The organism is uncultured Psychroserpens sp. (genome assembly GCF_947503375.1).
In the GTDB taxonomy this organism is placed as follows: Bacteria; Bacteroidota; Bacteroidia; order Flavobacteriales; family Flavobacteriaceae; genus Psychroserpens.
On record NZ_CANNDQ010000002.1, the window covers coordinates 536,294 to 552,919 of the forward strand.

General features: G+C 33.2%; 10 protein-coding genes. 2 read left to right on the forward strand and 8 right to left on the reverse strand.

The features are described 5' to 3' along the window. Window positions 1-40: 40 nt before the first annotated feature. The 5 genes from Q0876_RS05825 to Q0876_RS05845 all read right to left on the reverse strand — a co-directional run bounded on the left by Q0876_RS05825 (window position 41) and on the right by Q0876_RS05845 (window position 6,726). Window positions 41-1,984, reverse strand: a complete 1,944-nt coding sequence (locus tag Q0876_RS05825) for a sensor histidine kinase (protein ID WP_299225057.1) — start codon at window positions 1,982-1,984, stop codon at window positions 41-43. 204 nt (window positions 1,985-2,188) lie between these two features. Then, entirely contained in the window at window positions 2,189-4,057 is a 1,869-nt protein-coding gene (locus Q0876_RS05830) for a PQQ-binding-like beta-propeller repeat protein (RefSeq protein ID WP_299225059.1), read from the reverse strand. Window positions 4,058-4,069: 12 nt separating this feature from the next. Continuing rightward, window positions 4,070-4,615, reverse strand: a complete 546-nt coding sequence (locus Q0876_RS05835) for a DUF6252 family protein (RefSeq protein WP_299225061.1) — start codon at window positions 4,613-4,615, stop codon at window positions 4,070-4,072. 132 nt (window positions 4,616-4,747) lie between these two features. After that, a complete protein-coding gene (locus Q0876_RS05840; RefSeq protein WP_299225063.1) occupies window positions 4,748-5,698 on the reverse strand; it encodes a GSCFA domain-containing protein in 951 nt (316 codons plus the stop codon). A gap of 71 nt (window positions 5,699-5,769) precedes the next feature. Continuing rightward, the gene (locus Q0876_RS05845) at window positions 5,770-6,726 is read right to left on the reverse strand and encodes a lipopolysaccharide assembly protein LapB (RefSeq protein ID WP_299225065.1); all 957 of its coding nucleotides are present in this window, start codon (window positions 6,724-6,726) and stop codon (window positions 5,770-5,772) included. A 178-nt stretch (window positions 6,727-6,904) separates the two neighbouring features. On the opposite strand from Q0876_RS05845, the gene Q0876_RS05850 reads away from it, so the two are divergent. Further along, window positions 6,905-13,315, forward strand: coding sequence for a carboxypeptidase-like regulatory domain-containing protein (locus Q0876_RS05850; protein ID WP_299225067.1), 6,411 nt, complete (start codon window positions 6,905-6,907; stop codon window positions 13,313-13,315). Window positions 13,316-13,400: 85 nt separating this feature from the next. Then, on the forward strand, window positions 13,401-13,772 hold the full coding sequence (locus Q0876_RS05855) for a DoxX family membrane protein (protein WP_299225069.1): 372 nt from the start codon (window positions 13,401-13,403) through the stop codon (window positions 13,770-13,772). A gap of 45 nt (window positions 13,773-13,817) precedes the next feature. Here the strand turns inward: Q0876_RS05855 and Q0876_RS05860 are convergent, their stop codons facing one another. The 3 genes from Q0876_RS05860 to Q0876_RS05870 all read right to left on the reverse strand — a co-directional run bounded on the left by Q0876_RS05860 (window position 13,818) and on the right by Q0876_RS05870 (window position 16,596). Further along, window positions 13,818-14,345, reverse strand: coding sequence for a DUF4136 domain-containing protein (locus Q0876_RS05860; protein ID WP_299225071.1), 528 nt, complete (start codon window positions 14,343-14,345; stop codon window positions 13,818-13,820). A 101-nt stretch (window positions 14,346-14,446) separates the two neighbouring features. Further along, window positions 14,447-15,445, reverse strand: coding sequence for a GTPase ObgE (gene obgE / locus Q0876_RS05865; protein WP_299225073.1), 999 nt, complete (start codon window positions 15,443-15,445; stop codon window positions 14,447-14,449). A gap of 41 nt (window positions 15,446-15,486) precedes the next feature. After that, the gene (locus tag Q0876_RS05870) at window positions 15,487-16,596 is read right to left on the reverse strand and encodes an adenylate kinase (protein WP_299225075.1); all 1,110 of its coding nucleotides are present in this window, start codon (window positions 16,594-16,596) and stop codon (window positions 15,487-15,489) included. Window positions 16,597-16,626: the final 30 nt, after the last annotated feature.

Genomic DNA, 16,626 nt, shown 5'->3' on the forward strand with positions numbered 1-16,626 from the left:
GATTAAAATGACAATAAGGTACAATTTTCTTTCAGAATTTTTAAACTTTCAAAATAACTTGAGTTCCTTCGTCTTCTTGAGACAGCAATACAAGTTCTCCTCCAATATTTTTACTTCGTTTGTTCATATTGTTTAAACCACTACCTTTATTTACAGTTGATGTATGAAATCCTTTTCCATTGTCTGAAATGACAACTTTAAGTTGATCTTTAAGTTGTGATATTCGCACCTTTATTTCGGTTGCTGAAGCATGTTTTATACTATTATGAATGGCTTCTTGAATGATACGATGAATATTCATCCCTTCTATTGATGTTAGTGTTTTTTGCTGATCAACACCATCATCAACATTAAATGAAAATTTAATATTTCCGTCATAAATATGTGCCTTATCTATATAATTAGAAATACGTGTTTCTAGGTCTTCAAAAGTGATTTCATTTTTATTCATTGCCCAAATCGTATCACGTAATTCATAAATGGTTTCAGAGGTAAAAGCGCTAATTTTATTAAGTTTTGCAGCAAGTTTTTCATCTTTGATTTCAAATCCGTATTTCAAATTATCTATTGAAGAAATAATAAAAGTGAGTTGTGCCCCAATATTATCGTGCAAATCTCTTGAAATTCTCAAACGCTGTTCTTGCAATCTGTTTTGAGTTTCAATTTTTATAAGTGCATCTTTAAGTTCATTCTCTTTTTGTAGTTGCTTGTTCTTTAGTTTTTGTTGGTTATAAAACAAATAACCTAAAAGTCCTAAAATTAATGCAATGCCCAATAAACCATACAATTGATAATTTTTTTGCTGAATAGTTAATTTTTGCTCTGCCAGCTCAGCTCGCTGTACTAATATTTCTTTTTCTTTCTTCTCAGTATTATATTTGACCTCTAAATCTGCAATAGCCAATGCATTGTTCTTTGAAAAAACAGAGTCTCTTAAAGTTATAAATTTTCTATTAAGTGTCCTTCCTCTGTCAAACTCACCAAGCATATAATGGCTTTCAGCTGCATGAAGATATAATCTATCAGAACTCAGTTCAAATTCAGGATATTTCTCCAAAATATCGTAAGCTTTAGTTGCATAGTACAATGCCTGTTTAGGTTGTTCTATCTCATTGTAAAGCGCCATTAAATTTGAATATGCAAATAGCAAGCCTTTTTCATCTGCTTTAAAATCTTTAGGCTTATCAATAGCTTTTAAATACGTTTCGATGGCTAATTCAAAATTGCTATTTTCGTTATATGCGTTTGCCAAATTATCTAACAACCTGTAGTAATCTATAAGATCATTTATGCGTTCTGCAATGGCAATTCCCTTCTTAAAAGTAACTATGGCCTCATCAATTCGCCCAAGATTTTTAAGATTGATTCCTATATTGTTCAATGATCCTGCTTGACCTTTTTCAAGGTTTAATTTTTCTCTAATCTTAAGAGCCTGATTATGGTACTCTAAAGCCTTTTTATTTAAATTCATTTCCTGATAAATCAGACCAATATTATTCAAATAGATGGCTCGCCCTTTTTCACTACCATCAATGTCATTCATTTTAAGTGCTTCAAAAAAATATTCTAAAGCTTTGTCAAACTCGCTTCGATTCCAATGGAACATTCCAAGGTTATTGATACACATGACCTCAATATTTTTAAAATCATGAGTTCTACTCAGTTTTAATGCTTTAGAGAAGTAATAGTTAGCAGAATCAGATTGGCCAGTAATATCCATATATATACCATGCGTATTTATAAGTTCTACAAGGCCAAAATTAAAGTCTTTATCTTTAGCTAGTTGCTTCCCTTCTTTAATGACTTGCAATGCTTTATCAGTATTGTTAAACACATAGCTGAATCCAATTTTGTTTAGCATTCTAATCTTTGTAGAATCGTCTTGGGTGGCTCTAGCTACAGTTAATAAACTATCAAGATTTTGTGAAAATGAGGTCGTAATGATATTAAAAAGAAGGAGACTCAGTAAAATTTTAGATTTCATATTTGAACACAAAAAAAGCATCAGAATTGATATGCCTTTTTGGACAACAAAATTAACTGATGCTTTTTTAAAAAATTGATTAATAGCAGGAACAATATAAAACATATTGGGTTTGAGGTATATTTTTTTCGACAAGTTGCAATTAAAAAAGATTAAGCGTAATCCTACAAAAATTACGCTCAATCATAATCTCAACAACAAGATTTAATTATTAAGATTGTATGTGTAAATGGTTTTATCATTTGCTTTATAATATAGATAGCCACCAAACTCGTCAACTTGATACTCTGGTTTTTTATCTTTTAAAATGATTTCTTTTTCTACAACACCAGTATCCTTATTAACCTTCACCAAACCTACACCTTCATCAAGTTTAGTTAGTATAAATTGTGCGTTTTGTGTAGCTGATGTAGCCTTAAATCGTTTTAACATTTCTGCAACAGAAGCTCCAGAAGCGGCAGCCATACCATCTCCTAAATCTGCATAACGCTGACCTCTATCAGTGTAATTTCCCAATCGATTTCTATTTTGATTAGCAGCATCATAAGCTGCCATTGCCGTAGCAGCAGTAGCAACAGCAGTTACTCCAGCCAATATAGCTCCAAAAGCACTTTTGCCAGGAGCTCGGTGATATTCGTGCCATGAGGTCTCTCCTTGCCAGTCTAGAAGCATCATGTTTTGATCTGAGGTTAATAAGATTCCACCAGCTCTCACCTCTACACTTGTAGGTGCTTCTTTTCCTTCAAAATCAGACTCAGCCAAAACACTTGCTTCTCCTGTATTAGCATCTATAGAAAACAACTCATCATCTGCACTAATAAGATAGCGATCGTTTTTTGCGTCATAATCTGAACTCACAGCATCAGCTCTTTTATATTTTAATGGTTTTTTCCAAACCTGTTCTCCTGTTTCAAGGTTAACAATATTAGCATCCTCTGAGGTAATATAAATTAAACCTTGAGGTGTTTGAGCCATAGTTAAAATATTTTCCCCTGTTTTTAGTGGCTTCTTGAATAAGGTTTTACCATCATAAGAAATTTTATTGATGCCTCCAGAAGCAATACCAAATAAGATGCCATCTTCCATGATATAAAAATGTTGAACATACCCTTTTGTCTTAGGCGCTTTCTCCCATAAATCTGCTCCAGTAGAAGCACTAAACATTGTTATTTTAGATTCTGAAGCTGCTGCAAAAGTACCACTGCCTCCTACTACATTACTCACTACTGCTAAGCCTTGTGGCAAGATTTGAAAATTAGCTACAGATCCTTTTACTTTTCGTTCATCACCCCAAGCTTCACTACCATTAGCATTGATTTTATAGATTCTTGTGTTTTTACCATTGGTAGTTGCTGCAAAAGCATAAATATCGGTTTCAGATTCATTGTTAGTCATCCAATTTACATTCTTTACTTTATTCTGCCATAGCGTTTCACCAGATTTAGTTTTTGCTAAAATACCTTGACTTGTTGGTATTAATAATTTGTCTTTTAATAATAATGGTCTTCCAGTTACCATAAAGGTTTTCATGGTAACTTTTGTAGGATCAACTAGATTAAACCTGTAATCTTCTGCGCCAGTATTTAAATCATAAACAGCAACAGCGCTAGCATATTTTTCATTTGCTCTTCGTTGCCCGCTAACGACTAATTTGTTTTGCGGCATCATCACGTCACAAGTATAAACTTGTTTCCAACCATTATCTTCAGTACTGAATAGTTTCTTTCCAGACATGTAATCTATAACTGCTTTCTTAGTTGATAAATTAGCAAAACCTGTTTGGCCAATAATTACGTATGGTGCTTGAGGTACGAAAAATAATTCTTCAGGCTTAACACGACCATAGTCAGTAAAATTGAATAACAAATTATCTTCGCCAGGCTTTATACCAACTAAGCCGTCATTGGTTGCTACTACCACAGTTCCTCCTTCGGTAATAGTCATCTCATTAATCTTTGCTCCTAATTGATAGTTATGATCTGGGGCTTCTGCTTTTTGAGCACTTAGTAAAGTTGCATTCATTACGAATACAACTAGTACTAAATTTTTCAATTGAATTAATAGCGTTTTCATTATAAGTCGGCTTTAGTTTTCTTGTTTATTCAAATCGAAAGAGCCATCAGTAATTGTTTTTACTGAATTATCTCCGTTCACATTCTTGCATGTAAAATCGAATGTACCTTTTACTTTAGTATCTGTTTCTTCAGAGACTCTTAGTTCTCCAACCATAGTATCATCATAAGGTGCTTGCCAAATCTCTTGAGTTGTGTTTTGCGGATTATTGATATCTACGTCTACTTCAGTATAAGAGGCACTATTAAAAATATTAGCACCTCCACCAATAGGATAAGTGCCAGTACCAGTATATCCAACTATCGTAAATGCAAATGCATTACCATCGCTATTGGTAGCTATAATAACTAAATTTTGTTGACCACCTGCATTTGCAATTGTTGCTGAAGATGAAATCTCCATAGATTGGTAAGATGTGCCATTCACTTTGGCCACTAATACTCCAGAAGGCACATTTTGTGGTGTCTCTCCTCCACCATCGTCATCACTTGAACATGATGTAAATGTTACTGATGTTATTGTCATTATAAGTAACATGAATTGTTTTAAATGTCTCATTGTTGATATAGTTTTTATGGTTAATAACGAGACAAATTTGATGTAAAACGGAAGGAAAATCAATACGACAGATGTCGTATATTTTTAAAAACTACTGAAAATTAACACTTTATGAAATCGCAAATCAAAAAGTCAAAATCGAATATGTTTGTGAATTGATTGAATTTCAACTTGCTTTTTAGTTAGCTTTTGAAGAAAGGCTTGATGTGCTTCAGAATTTGGATTGAATGGTCGATGTAATAATCCTTTTTGAATAGCATCAATTTCAGTCATAGTGAGTTGTGCTTCACTAGAAATCCATACCTTCTTAAAGGCATTCCAAATATAATTAATGGCTGTTTGGTTAGGATGTAACATATCTTCGTCATAAAAACGATAATCTCTTAACTCATCCATCATGATTTCATAAGACGGAAAATAATACAGCTGATGTCGTGAATCAACAACTTGATGAATAGCAGTAATTAAATGAGATTTACTAAGTGTATTTTCTACAAAGCCATCTTTAACATGTCGAATTGGAGAAACTGTAAACAGTATTGAAACTTCCGGATTTATACTTTTTAACAAAGTAATCATTCTATCTAGAGATGCTAGGATTGTTTTAGGTGATAACAACTCTTTTAAAAATTTCTTCTGAGGAACCTTGTGGCAATTGGCTACATATTTATCTGATTCTATATATCTGTATGCCCAAGCCGTACCTAAAGTAATAATAAGATGAGTAGCTTCATTTAAGTGCTTTAACGTTTGTTTTACGTTGGTATTTAAATTGAAAAGTAAATGTTCTTTTGACGAGTCACTTAGTTTTGAATGTGCCTCAAAGCAATGCCATTGTTCATTATGCAAAAACACATCAGCTTTGGTATATACCTTTTTATTGATACTATTGCTTATCAGATTTTCAATTGCTAATGGGTGAAATAAAATTCCGAATGGATTCTTGAATTCTCGAAATTTAAAATAGGTGAACTTATCAGTAATATGTTCAGCAAAACATGAGCCTAACAAAACAATTTTAGATTGATAATCTATTTGATTATGTTGTTGTTTAGAAAGCAGAATTTTAGTCTGAAGATCCATTACTATAAGGTTTCAAAAGGTATGTATTAATACCAGTAAAGATAAGCAAGTAGATATAAAACTAATATAACTTAGAGCGCTAAAATAGTATTCTTCTCTTTTTTAAATGGTTCTATCCTCGGCAATTCTTCAATAGCAAGATCTATATATTTTAATGCTTTTGTCTTATTTCCTTTGTGCTTGTAGATTTGGGCTAATCTGTAATTAGCCCAAGCTTTCGGTACGCCATCAGCAGCAGAGTAATTATTAATGTAGGTGATTAAACACTTTTCTCCTTTATCTAATTGTACATTATATTCTGCCGCTACTTTACCAATTTGATAGTGCAACGCATTACGATTGTATTTTTGCTGTGCTGCTTCTATAGTTGAAATGGCTTTATTAGGTTGTTCTTGTGATTCATAGTGCTTTGTCAATTTATCAAAGCATGTAAGTGAACCACCAATTGTAACTGCTTTTTTATAATAGCTTTCTGCTAATTCAGGTTCATCATCATATTCATAGATATACCCTTTAGCTAGATAGCCGTCTACTTTTGAAAGTGCTTCTAATTCTTCAGCATACTTAAGAGACTTGTTTTTACTTCCACCTACAATTCCAGGCAATTGCATATATAGCTCTACCAAAGCCCAGCGTGTGTCTATGTGAGTTGGATCTAATTCTGCAGCAGTTAAAAATGCTTTTTTAATATCGCCAATAATTCCTAGAGCACTTATTTTACTTATAGTTAAAGCTTTCATCCCTAATGCACCTCCATACTTGTAATGATAATTAGCAACATTGGGTTTAATCTCTACTAATTTTTTATATTCAGTTATTGCTTCATCCCATTTACGCTGTTGCCCATAAGTATCTCCAAGCAATTCAATACCTTCAACATCATTGGGATGGGTATCAACATATTCTACTAACAACGATTCTGCCTTTGCAAACTTATTACTCTCAAGTAACTGCTTAATACTTATAATAGAAGACGATTGTCCAAAGCTTATTAAAGGGATAAAGAAAAGGATATATATAAATTTCATAATAGTATTTGGGCAAAATCTATACCAATAATTTCTTGGTATTATTTTTGATTTTCAAGGTATAAAGATAATGTGTTTAACTCTAAAATTCATAACTTCACTCAACCAAACGGCACAATAACTAATTTGTTGTTTTTTAGACGAAGTTTTGAGTTTAAATTACACGAAAACTGAAATTATGAAGCTAATACTAAACATGTTAATGATACTATGTTTTGCTAATTTTACTAATGCTCAAACTCCTCAAGATTATTCAAAATTGTGGAAAGAAGTAAACGATCTTGAAAATGAAGGTTTGCCAAAATCAGCCTTAAAAATTGTTGACACCATTGAAAAAGAAGCTGTTGAAAGTAATAATTCGCCACAACAGATAAAAGCGCTACTCTACCGAAGTAAATATGCATTAATTCTAGAGGAAGATGCGCAATATAACATTATCAATGATTTTAAAGTTGCCATTTCAAACAGCCAATCACCTACAAAAAATGTATTACAAAATGTATTAGCAACTTTATATTGGCAATATTTCAATCAAAATAGATGGAAATTTTATAATCGTACAAAAACCAGTACTAAAGTAGATGAAATTGATTTTAGAACTTGGGATTTACAAACCTTATTTGACGAAATACATAAGTATTATGAGCAATCGTTAGCCAATGGCTTAATACTACAGCAGACCGATTTAAAAGATTATGAAGCTATCATACACACTCAAAAGGGATCAAAAACACTTAGACCAACACTTTACGACCTACTTGCACATAATGCACTTCAATTTTATAAGACCAATGAAAATAACATCACTAAACCTGCTTATAAATTTGAAATCGATGATCCAAAATTAATACAATCTGCTAACTTGTTCTCAAGAATGCCAATTGCATCTAAAGATGCTTCGTCGTTGCAGTTGAAAGCTTTAAAAATCTATCAAAGCCTAATTAAGTTTCATCTTAAAGACAATACACTTGAAGCATTAGTTGATGTAGATATTGAGCGTTTAAATTACGTATATCAGAATGCTACTTTTGATAACAAACAAGAACTATTTCTCAATTCTCTAAATGTAGAACGTGAAAAATGGAGTAATATAAACGCCAAAGTTGTTACTTTATATGATCATGAAATTGCAAAAATATATCAAACGCTAGGTTACACATACCAGCCCAAAACCAATGAAACACATCGCTGGAAACTAAAAAAGGCCCTTGAAGTTTGTGATATAGCAATTAGTAGGTTTCCAAATAGTAAAGGTGCAGATAAATGCAGAATATTAAAAGCACAGGTCTTATCACAATCACTTCAAATCATCTCTGAAGATGTGGTGCCAATACAAACGAATGCGTTAGCATTAATTAGATACAAAAACATAGATGCTATCAATTTTAAAATTGGTATAGTAAGCAACAAGGAGCTTGAGATTCTACGTAAATTCAATACAGCTTCCGAGCATCAAAAGATTCTTTCTAAAATGAAAGTTATTCATAGTTGGACTTCCAATCTAAAAAATGAAAACGATTATCAACAACATGCAACAGAGATTGCTATTCCTAAACTAAATAACGGACGCTATATCATTTACGGGCAAGTAGAAGGGAGTGCTAACACATACATGTTTAAAGAATTACAAGTCTCTAATATTGCATACGCCTTAAAAGAGCAAAAAGGTAGTGCAACTTATCAAGTTGTTAATAGACTTAATGGAAAACCTATTGCAAATGCACAAATTGAATATACTTACAGAAAAAGTTATAAAGATGTTTACAAGACTGAGAAGCACAGTACAAATAACAATGGTGAATTCACAATTTCAAGAAAAAGATATACTCGTGATCATGCCAAATTAGATATAAAAACAGACGCAGATCATGCTTTATTTGAAAACTTATATTTAAGTCGTTACTATAATTATGGCGACGATAAACCTGATTATCCAACGTATAAAGGGTTTTTGTTTTCTGACCGAAGTATATACAGACCTGGACAACCGCTATATTTTAAAGGTATTGTTATGCGTACAGATGAAAGCAGATCTGAAGTTTCTGCAAATCAATATGTAGATGTTTTCCTATATAACACTAATGGCGAGGAGGTTAGTAAGCTTAACCTAAAAACGAATGCTTATGGTTCTATCTCAGGTGAGTTCATTATACCTAATGATGGCTTGACCGGTAATTTTTCAATTAGAATGCAAGGGAAACATGACCTCAACACGTATCACTCATTTTCAGTTGAAGAATACAAACGTCCAAAATTTGAAGCTGAATTTTCACCAGTTTCAAAAACATATAAGGTTAATGATACGATTACAGTAGATGGTAATGCTATTGCTTATGCGGGAAGTAGTATTACTGATGCCAAAGTGGTATATCGTGTACACCGAAAGGTACAATACCCAAGATGGTATTATCGGTACAGACCATATTTTAATAGTGAGCCTCAAGAAATAACTCATGGTGAGACCACTACTGACAGCAATGGTAATTTCAAAATAGACTTTAAAGCCATTCCTGATGAAAGTATAGACAAAAGTGCTTTACCTAAATTTAGTTATGAAGTGACAGCAGATATCACAGATATAAATGGAGAAACAAGAAGCGCAACCACTATAGTTAATGTTGGTTATCATGCGTTGATTGCTTCAATTGGTGCTGCAAATCACCTAGAAAAAAACAGTAAAGATCATAAGATTTCTATTGATACTAGAAATCTCAATGGAGAAGAAGTTTCAGCAAAAGGAACTATTAAGATTTATAAATTATTAGCTCCTGAAACCGTATTAAGAGACAGACCTTGGGCTGCTCCAGATTATCAAGAGTTTACTAAAGACAATTTTAAAGCATTGTTTCCATATGAAGCCTACAAAAATGAACATGATAGCAACCAATGGAAAAAAGGTGAACTAGTCTTCTCTGATTCATTCGATACTGAAGCTTCAAAAGAACTTAAACTTGGCAAGATCAAACGCTGGGCATCTGGAAAATATGCTATTGTACTAGAGTCTGAAGACCGTTTTGGGCAAACTGTAAAAGACGAAATACAAACTTTGGTATATAGCACTAAAGACCAAACATTAGCAGATAATCAATTGTTTGAGCTTAACACCAATAAAACCGAATATGCAATTGGTGATATCGTAGAACTTACACTTGGTAGTGCTGCTTCTAACCTAAATATTACATTAGAGATCGAGAAGAACAAAAAGATCATTAGAAAACAAGTTATCGCTTTAAGTGATGAAAAAAAGTCAATTACAATTCCTGTTACCAAAGAAGATCTAGGTGGTTTTGTAGTGCATTATCTTTATGTGTATCAAAACAGTTTCAGAAAAGGAACATTGAATATTTCGGTACCTTACCCAAAAACCGACCTAGAGATTGAAACACTCACGTTTAGAGATAAGCTTCAACCAGGGACAGATGAGACTTGGAGTTTCAAAATTAAAGGCTCAAAAGGTGATAAAGTAGCTGCCGAAGTATTAGCTAGCATGTATGATGCTTCTTTAGATCAATTTAAACCACATAACTGGAGTTTTAATCCCATTCAGCAACCAACATACTACTCGAGATACAGTATAACTGCTGATAAGAATTTTAGAACAGATCCATTTAGAATTGAAAACTTACAGTATAGTTCGGCAAATTATAGCGTACAAAATTATGATCGATTAAATTTATTTGGACTTGATTTTAGTAGTTATTATTATGCTAGACAAAGATACCTTAGAAGTTTAAAAAAATCTATCCCTTCTACTTATGTAGGAAAAAAATCTTCTACCGTAAAAGAAGGGTTTATAAATGGTACTGTAACAGACGGTGAGGGCTTACCTCTTCCTGGTGTGAATGTAATAATTAAAGGCTCTTCTAGAGGTGTTCAAACTGACTTTGACGGACAATTTTCAATAGAAGCTGCTAAAGGAGAAATATTGGTGTTCAGTTTTATTGGATTGAATGAATTGAAAATCCATCTTTCTGAAGATAATTATTACGCTGTTACACTCAATGAAGACAACGCGCTTTTGGATGAAGTAGTAATATCGGCTTATAGTACTACTAAATCTTCAAATAGAAGCGTAGATCCAGTAGGTTATGAAGCAGAAGAACTAGATGATAGCATCCAATTGGATACACTAGAAGAACAAGTTTCAGGCTTAAATGTAGCTTCTGTATCAAAAGAATCTGGGCAAAAAAATGAAGACCAACTAAACTTTGATAATGTCAAAATTCGTAAAAACCTTCAAGAAACTGCTTTTTTCTTTCCACAGTTACAAACTAACAATGAAGGTCATGTGAGTTTTAGCTTCACAACACCAGAAGCTTTAACACAATGGAAATTACAATTGTTGGCACACACCTCAACGCTAGAAAGCACTACTACATCATTAGAAACCGTTACGCAAAAAGAACTTATGGTCTTGCCAAATGCACCTCGTTTCTTACGTCAAGGCGATATCGTTTATTTAAGTACTAAGATTGCTAACCTTACCGATAAAGCATTATCGGGACAAGCAAAACTTAAGCTTACAGATGCAATTACAAATGAAGACATTACTTCAAAAGTACTCGTGTTAGAAACGACTTCAAATCCGTCAAATAGAAAATTTGCTGATGAAATTGAGGACTTTACTGTAGCAGCAAAAGGCAACACACAAGTAACATGGATATTATCAATAACAAACGATATAAATGCTGTTCAGTATGAGATCGTAGCTAAATCTGGTAATTTTAGTGATGGCGAACTACATGCACTTCCAGTATTAACTAATAGAATGTTGGTGACCGAAACCTTACCAATGTGGATTAAAAGTAATGAATCAAGAACATTCACTTTAGACAAACTTAAAACAAGTACCTCAACCACACTTAAACATCATAAACTTACTTTGGAGATGACTAGCAATCCTGCTTGGTATGCTGTACAAGCGCTGCCTTATTTAATGGAATATCCTTATGAATGTAACGAACAAACCTTTAGTCGTTATTATGCTAATGCATTGGCAAGTCATATAGCAAATAGCAATCCAAGAATTCAGGAGGTGTTTAAACAATGGGCATCACTAGATGTATTAATGAGTAACCTCGAAAAAAATCAAGAATTAAAATCCTTATTAATACAGGAAACACCTTGGTTACGAAATGCACAGAGCGAAACCGAACAAAAAAAGCGCATTGCATTGCTATTTGATCTAAATAAGATGAATCGTGAACTTAAATCTGCTAAACGTAAATTAAAGAACGCTCAATTATCAAATGGTGGATGGGCTTGGTTTAAAGGAGGAGATGCAAACCGATACATCACACAACATATCATTACTGGTTTTGGTCACCTTAGTAAATTAGGCGTTGCAACAACTGAGGATACTAAAATGATCAACAGTGCTATCAATTATCTTGATATCAAATTTATTGAAGAGTACAACGACATAAAAAAGTATAATCCAAATGCAGATCTATCTAAAGATCATTTAAGCTACACACAATTACACTATTTGTACATGCGTAGCTTCTATCCAGAAAATAAACCTTCAAAAGAGGTTCAAGGCATAATGGATTATTACCAAATTCAAATTCAAAAATATTGGTTAAAGCGTTCATTATATGCTAAAGGTCTAATGGCTCTAGTCACTCATAGAATGCAAGACATAACGACATCAAAAAAGATTTTGAATTCATTACAAGAAACCAGTATCACATCGGAAGAGCTAGGCATGTATTGGAAAGAAAACACAAGCTCTTGGTATTGGTATCAAGCACCTATAGAAACACAAGCATTATTAATTGAAGCATTTTCAGAAATAGAGAATGACACAAAAACCATTGATAATTTAAAAATCTGGTTGCTTAAAAACAAGCAAACCAATCAATGGAAGACTACTAAAGCTACTACTGAAGCTGTATATGCTTTATTACTTCAAGGTAGTGATTGGCTAAGCGTTACTGATATGGTCGATGTGGTTATAGGTGGGAAAGAAATTGCGCCATCAAAACTTGAAGACGTAAAAGTAGAAGCTGGTACTGGATACTATAAAACGTCATGGACAGGTTCAGCTATAAATCCTGCCATGGCAACTGTTCAGCTCACAAAAAAAGGAGATGGCATTGCTTGGGGAAGTTTATACTGGCAATACTTTGAAGATTTAGATAAGATCACATCTGCCGAAACACCTTTAAAACTTAAGAAGAAATTATTTAAAAAAACGAATACAGATACTGGTGAAACACTTACTGAGGTGACTTCTGATACCCATCTAAATGTAGGAGATTTGATACGAGTTCGTATAGAGTTAAGAAGTGATCGTACTATGGAGTTTGTTCATATGAAAGACATGAGAGCATCTGGATTGGAACCTATAAATGTGTTATCACAATATAAGTGGCAAGATGGTTTAGGTTATTATGAAAGCACAAAAGACGCATCTACTAACTTCTTTTTCGATTATTTACCAAAAGGTATTTATGTATTTGAATATGACCTAAGAGTTAACAATGCTGGTGATATGAGTAATGGTATTACAACAATTCAAAGCATGTATGCTCCTGAATTTAGTAGCCATAGCGAAGGCATTAGAATTAGTGTAGATACAGAGTAGCTGTTAGTTTAGAAGTGTTTTAACGACAAAACCTAGCATATAGCTAATTATAACTATATTAGTATAACTAACAAAACATAAGATTATGAACTCAAAAGTATTTTTGGTCTTGAGAATTTTACTCGGACTTTTCGTTTTGGTCTTCGGACTCAATAAGTTTCTACATTTTATTCCAGATTTCCCTTTAGAAGCTGATGCACTTGAATATTTTACTGCGCTTTCTAATTCTAAAACAATGACACTTGTAGCTATTGTAGAAATTGTAGCTGGATTAGCATTGATCTCTAATAAATTTGGAGCACTCATGGCTCTTATATTAATGAGTATCTCTATAAATGCTTTATTATTTCACCTTACACTAGATCCTGCTAATAGTGCTGGTGCAGTTGTATTATTAGTATTAAATGTATTAGTGTTATTTGGGTATAAAGACCAGTACAAAGCATTGTTGAACTAACTGATAATATTAAACACAAAAAGAGGTTTATAATAAGCCTCTTTTTTATTTCTGTGCATCTGGAGGAAATCCTTCGAGTACTTTTTCTACTAATACCTTAAATTGTGCTTCGCGCTTTTCAGGTGAGGCATTAGGGCTATAATTAGATTCTGAAACTGCTTGCCAAAATAATCCAATCTTGTTTTCGTCAACAAAGTCAAATACCACCTCTCTTGTCATTTGTGATTGACCAATCGGCAAGCCAATTGAAACACCTCCTCCAACATTACGTCCTGTACCTCCTACTCCAACACCAACATTACTCTGTCTAGCTTGTTGAAACTGACTACTTTTAATGTCTACAAAAAAATCTGGTGTTTCAGATAAAGTATAACCTCTAGCTTGCAACGCTGTATCTAGCGCATCCAATAAACGCTTGGTATCTAAAGCGCTCATACCAGTATTTAAATTGGCATAATAATTATATGTTTTATAGGCCTCAAAATCAGTAGTCTTTTCATAATCGTAGTTAACTCTAATAGAACCACATGAAGTTATTAAAACAAGTAATAGTAGGAAACAAATATTCTTCATTGCTTTTTTATTTTAAAGATAATCAAAAAACATTCTGTTCAATGATATGAGTCTAGATATTAGCCAAATAACAATATAGCTTACTAGAATCAATACTAAAATTAGTCATTAAGCATCTTCCAAAGTCTGTCTTTCAACTCTGTTATTCCTTTTTGAGCTACAGAAGAAATAAACATGTAATTGATAGGCAATGTCTGGTCTAATTCATGTTTTAATTCAGATTGAAGTTCATCATCAAGCATATCACTTTTTGATATAGCTATCATCCGTTCTTTATCTAACATTTCTGGATTGTAGCGTTTTAGTTCATCTAACAAAATATCATATTGCTCACGAATGTCTTTTGCATCAGCTGGAATCATGAACAACAGTATTGAATTTCGTTCAATGTGACGTAAAAAATAATGACCTAATCCTTTCCCTTCAGCAGCACCTTCAATAATTCCAGGAATATCTGCCATAACAAAAGTTTGATAATCACGATACTCAACAATTCCTAAATTTGGTTTCAGCGTCGTAAATTCATAGTCAGCTATCTTAGGCTTTGCTGCTGTGATTACAGATAACAATGTAGATTTACCTGCATTAGGAAACCCAACTAAACCAACATCGGCCAAAATTTTAAGTTCTAATGTTATGTGTCGCTCCTCAAGGGGTTCTCCTGGTTGCGCATATCGAGGTGTTTGATTTGTAGAACTTTTAAAATGCCAATTTCCTAAACCGCCTCGACCACCTTTTGCAACAATTCTTTCTTCTTTATCTTCTGTAATTTCGAAAACCACTTCATCAGTTTCTGTATCTTTTACTACAGTTCCTAAAGGCACATCAAGAAAAACATCCTCGCCATCAGCTCCAGTACTTCTACTCTTACTACCATGTTCTCCATGTCCAGCTCTCGCATGACGTTTAAATTTAAGATGTAGCAACGTCCATAAGTTTTCGTTACCACGAATAATGATATGACCACCTCGTCCGCCATCTCCACCATCAGGACCACCTTTTTCTATGTACTTCTCTCGATGCAGATGCGCAGAACCTTGTCCGCCTTTGCCTGAAGACACATGCATTTTTACGTAGTCTACAAAATTACCTTCTGTCATATATTTTTCGTCTTATAAAGCCTATTTAAAATAAGCTTGTATTATAGCTTATCAATTACCGCGTTTAATCGTTCAGTAATTTCGCTAATACTTCCTACACCATCTACGCCAAAATATTTGTTTTGAGCAGTATAATAATCTTTTAATATGGCTGTTTTTTTATAGTATTCGGTGATACGGTTTCTAATGATAGTCTCATCAGCGTCATCTTTTCTTCCACTTGTCTTACCACGTTCAAGTAGTCGTTTAACCAACACCTCATCATCAACCTCTAGCGCAATCATTGCATTAATTTGAGAATCTTTGCCGTCCATCAGTTGATCTAGTGCCTGTGCTTGGGCATTCGTTCTTGGGAAACCATCAAAGATAAATCCATTGGCATCAGCATTCTTTTCTACTTCAGCATTAAGCATATCTATAGTGACTTGGTCTGGCACCAATTCGCCTTTATCCATATATGATTTAGCTAGCATTCCTAAAGCCGTTTCGTTTTTGATATTAAATCGAAAAACATCTCCAGTAGAGATATGTACTAGGTTATATTTATCTTTTAAAAATTCAGCTTGAGTTCCTTTACCTGCACCTGGAGGTCCAAATAATACTAGATTGGTCATGTGTTGTGTAGTTTTTAATTGATATATTTCTGGAAGGTCTCGTCCTAATCCATTGTAATCCAATCCATAACCTACTATGAATTTATTTGGAATTTCGAGACCAACATAATGTAATTTATAATCTTTTTTGTAAGCTTCTGGTTTGTAAAATAAAGTAGCGATTTTAAGTTCGTCTACATTTTCATTTTTAAAAATGCGATGTACTTCTTCTAATGTATTTCCTGAATCAATAATATCTTCAAGAATGACTACTTTTCTGCCAGTAAGGTCTTGTGTTAAGCCTATGAGTCGTTGTATATCTTCAGTAGATTTTATACCTTCATAAGATGCCAACTTAATAAAAGTTACTTCACATGGCTTAGGGTATTTCTTAACAAAATCACTCACAAACATAAATGATCCGTTCAATATCCCAACAAACACAGGTACTTCATCCTGTAAGTCATTAGCAATTTCTGTAACCATTTTGCTAACTGCCGAATCGATCTCTTTTTCAGAAATAAAAGGTTTAAAGTATAAATCGTTAAGCTTAATCACGTGATTTTGATTTTAAAAAGGCAAAGATAA

Excerpts from the sequence above, each read along its gene's own strand:
- Q0876_RS05825 (WP_299225057.1), bottom strand. The coding sequence starts at position 1,984 with ATGAAATCTAAAATTTTACTGAGTCTCCTTCTTTTTAATATCATTACG.
- Q0876_RS05830 (WP_299225059.1), bottom strand. The coding sequence starts at position 4,057 with ATGAAAACGCTATTAATTCAATTGAAAAATTTAGTACTAGTTGTATTC.
- Q0876_RS05835 (WP_299225061.1), bottom strand. The coding sequence starts at position 4,615 with ATGAGACATTTAAAACAATTCATGTTACTTATAATGACAATAACATCA.
- Q0876_RS05840 (WP_299225063.1), bottom strand. The coding sequence starts at position 5,698 with ATGGATCTTCAGACTAAAATTCTGCTTTCTAAACAACAACATAATCAA.
- Q0876_RS05845 (WP_299225065.1), bottom strand. The coding sequence starts at position 6,726 with ATGAAATTTATATATATCCTTTTCTTTATCCCTTTAATAAGCTTTGGA.
- Q0876_RS05850 (WP_299225067.1), top strand. The coding sequence starts at position 6,905 with ATGAAGCTAATACTAAACATGTTAATGATACTATGTTTTGCTAATTTT.
- Q0876_RS05855 (WP_299225069.1), top strand. The coding sequence starts at position 13,401 with ATGAACTCAAAAGTATTTTTGGTCTTGAGAATTTTACTCGGACTTTTC.
- Q0876_RS05860 (WP_299225071.1), bottom strand. The coding sequence starts at position 14,345 with ATGAAGAATATTTGTTTCCTACTATTACTTGTTTTAATAACTTCATGT.
- obgE (WP_299225073.1), bottom strand. The coding sequence starts at position 15,445 with ATGACAGAAGGTAATTTTGTAGACTACGTAAAAATGCATGTGTCTTCA.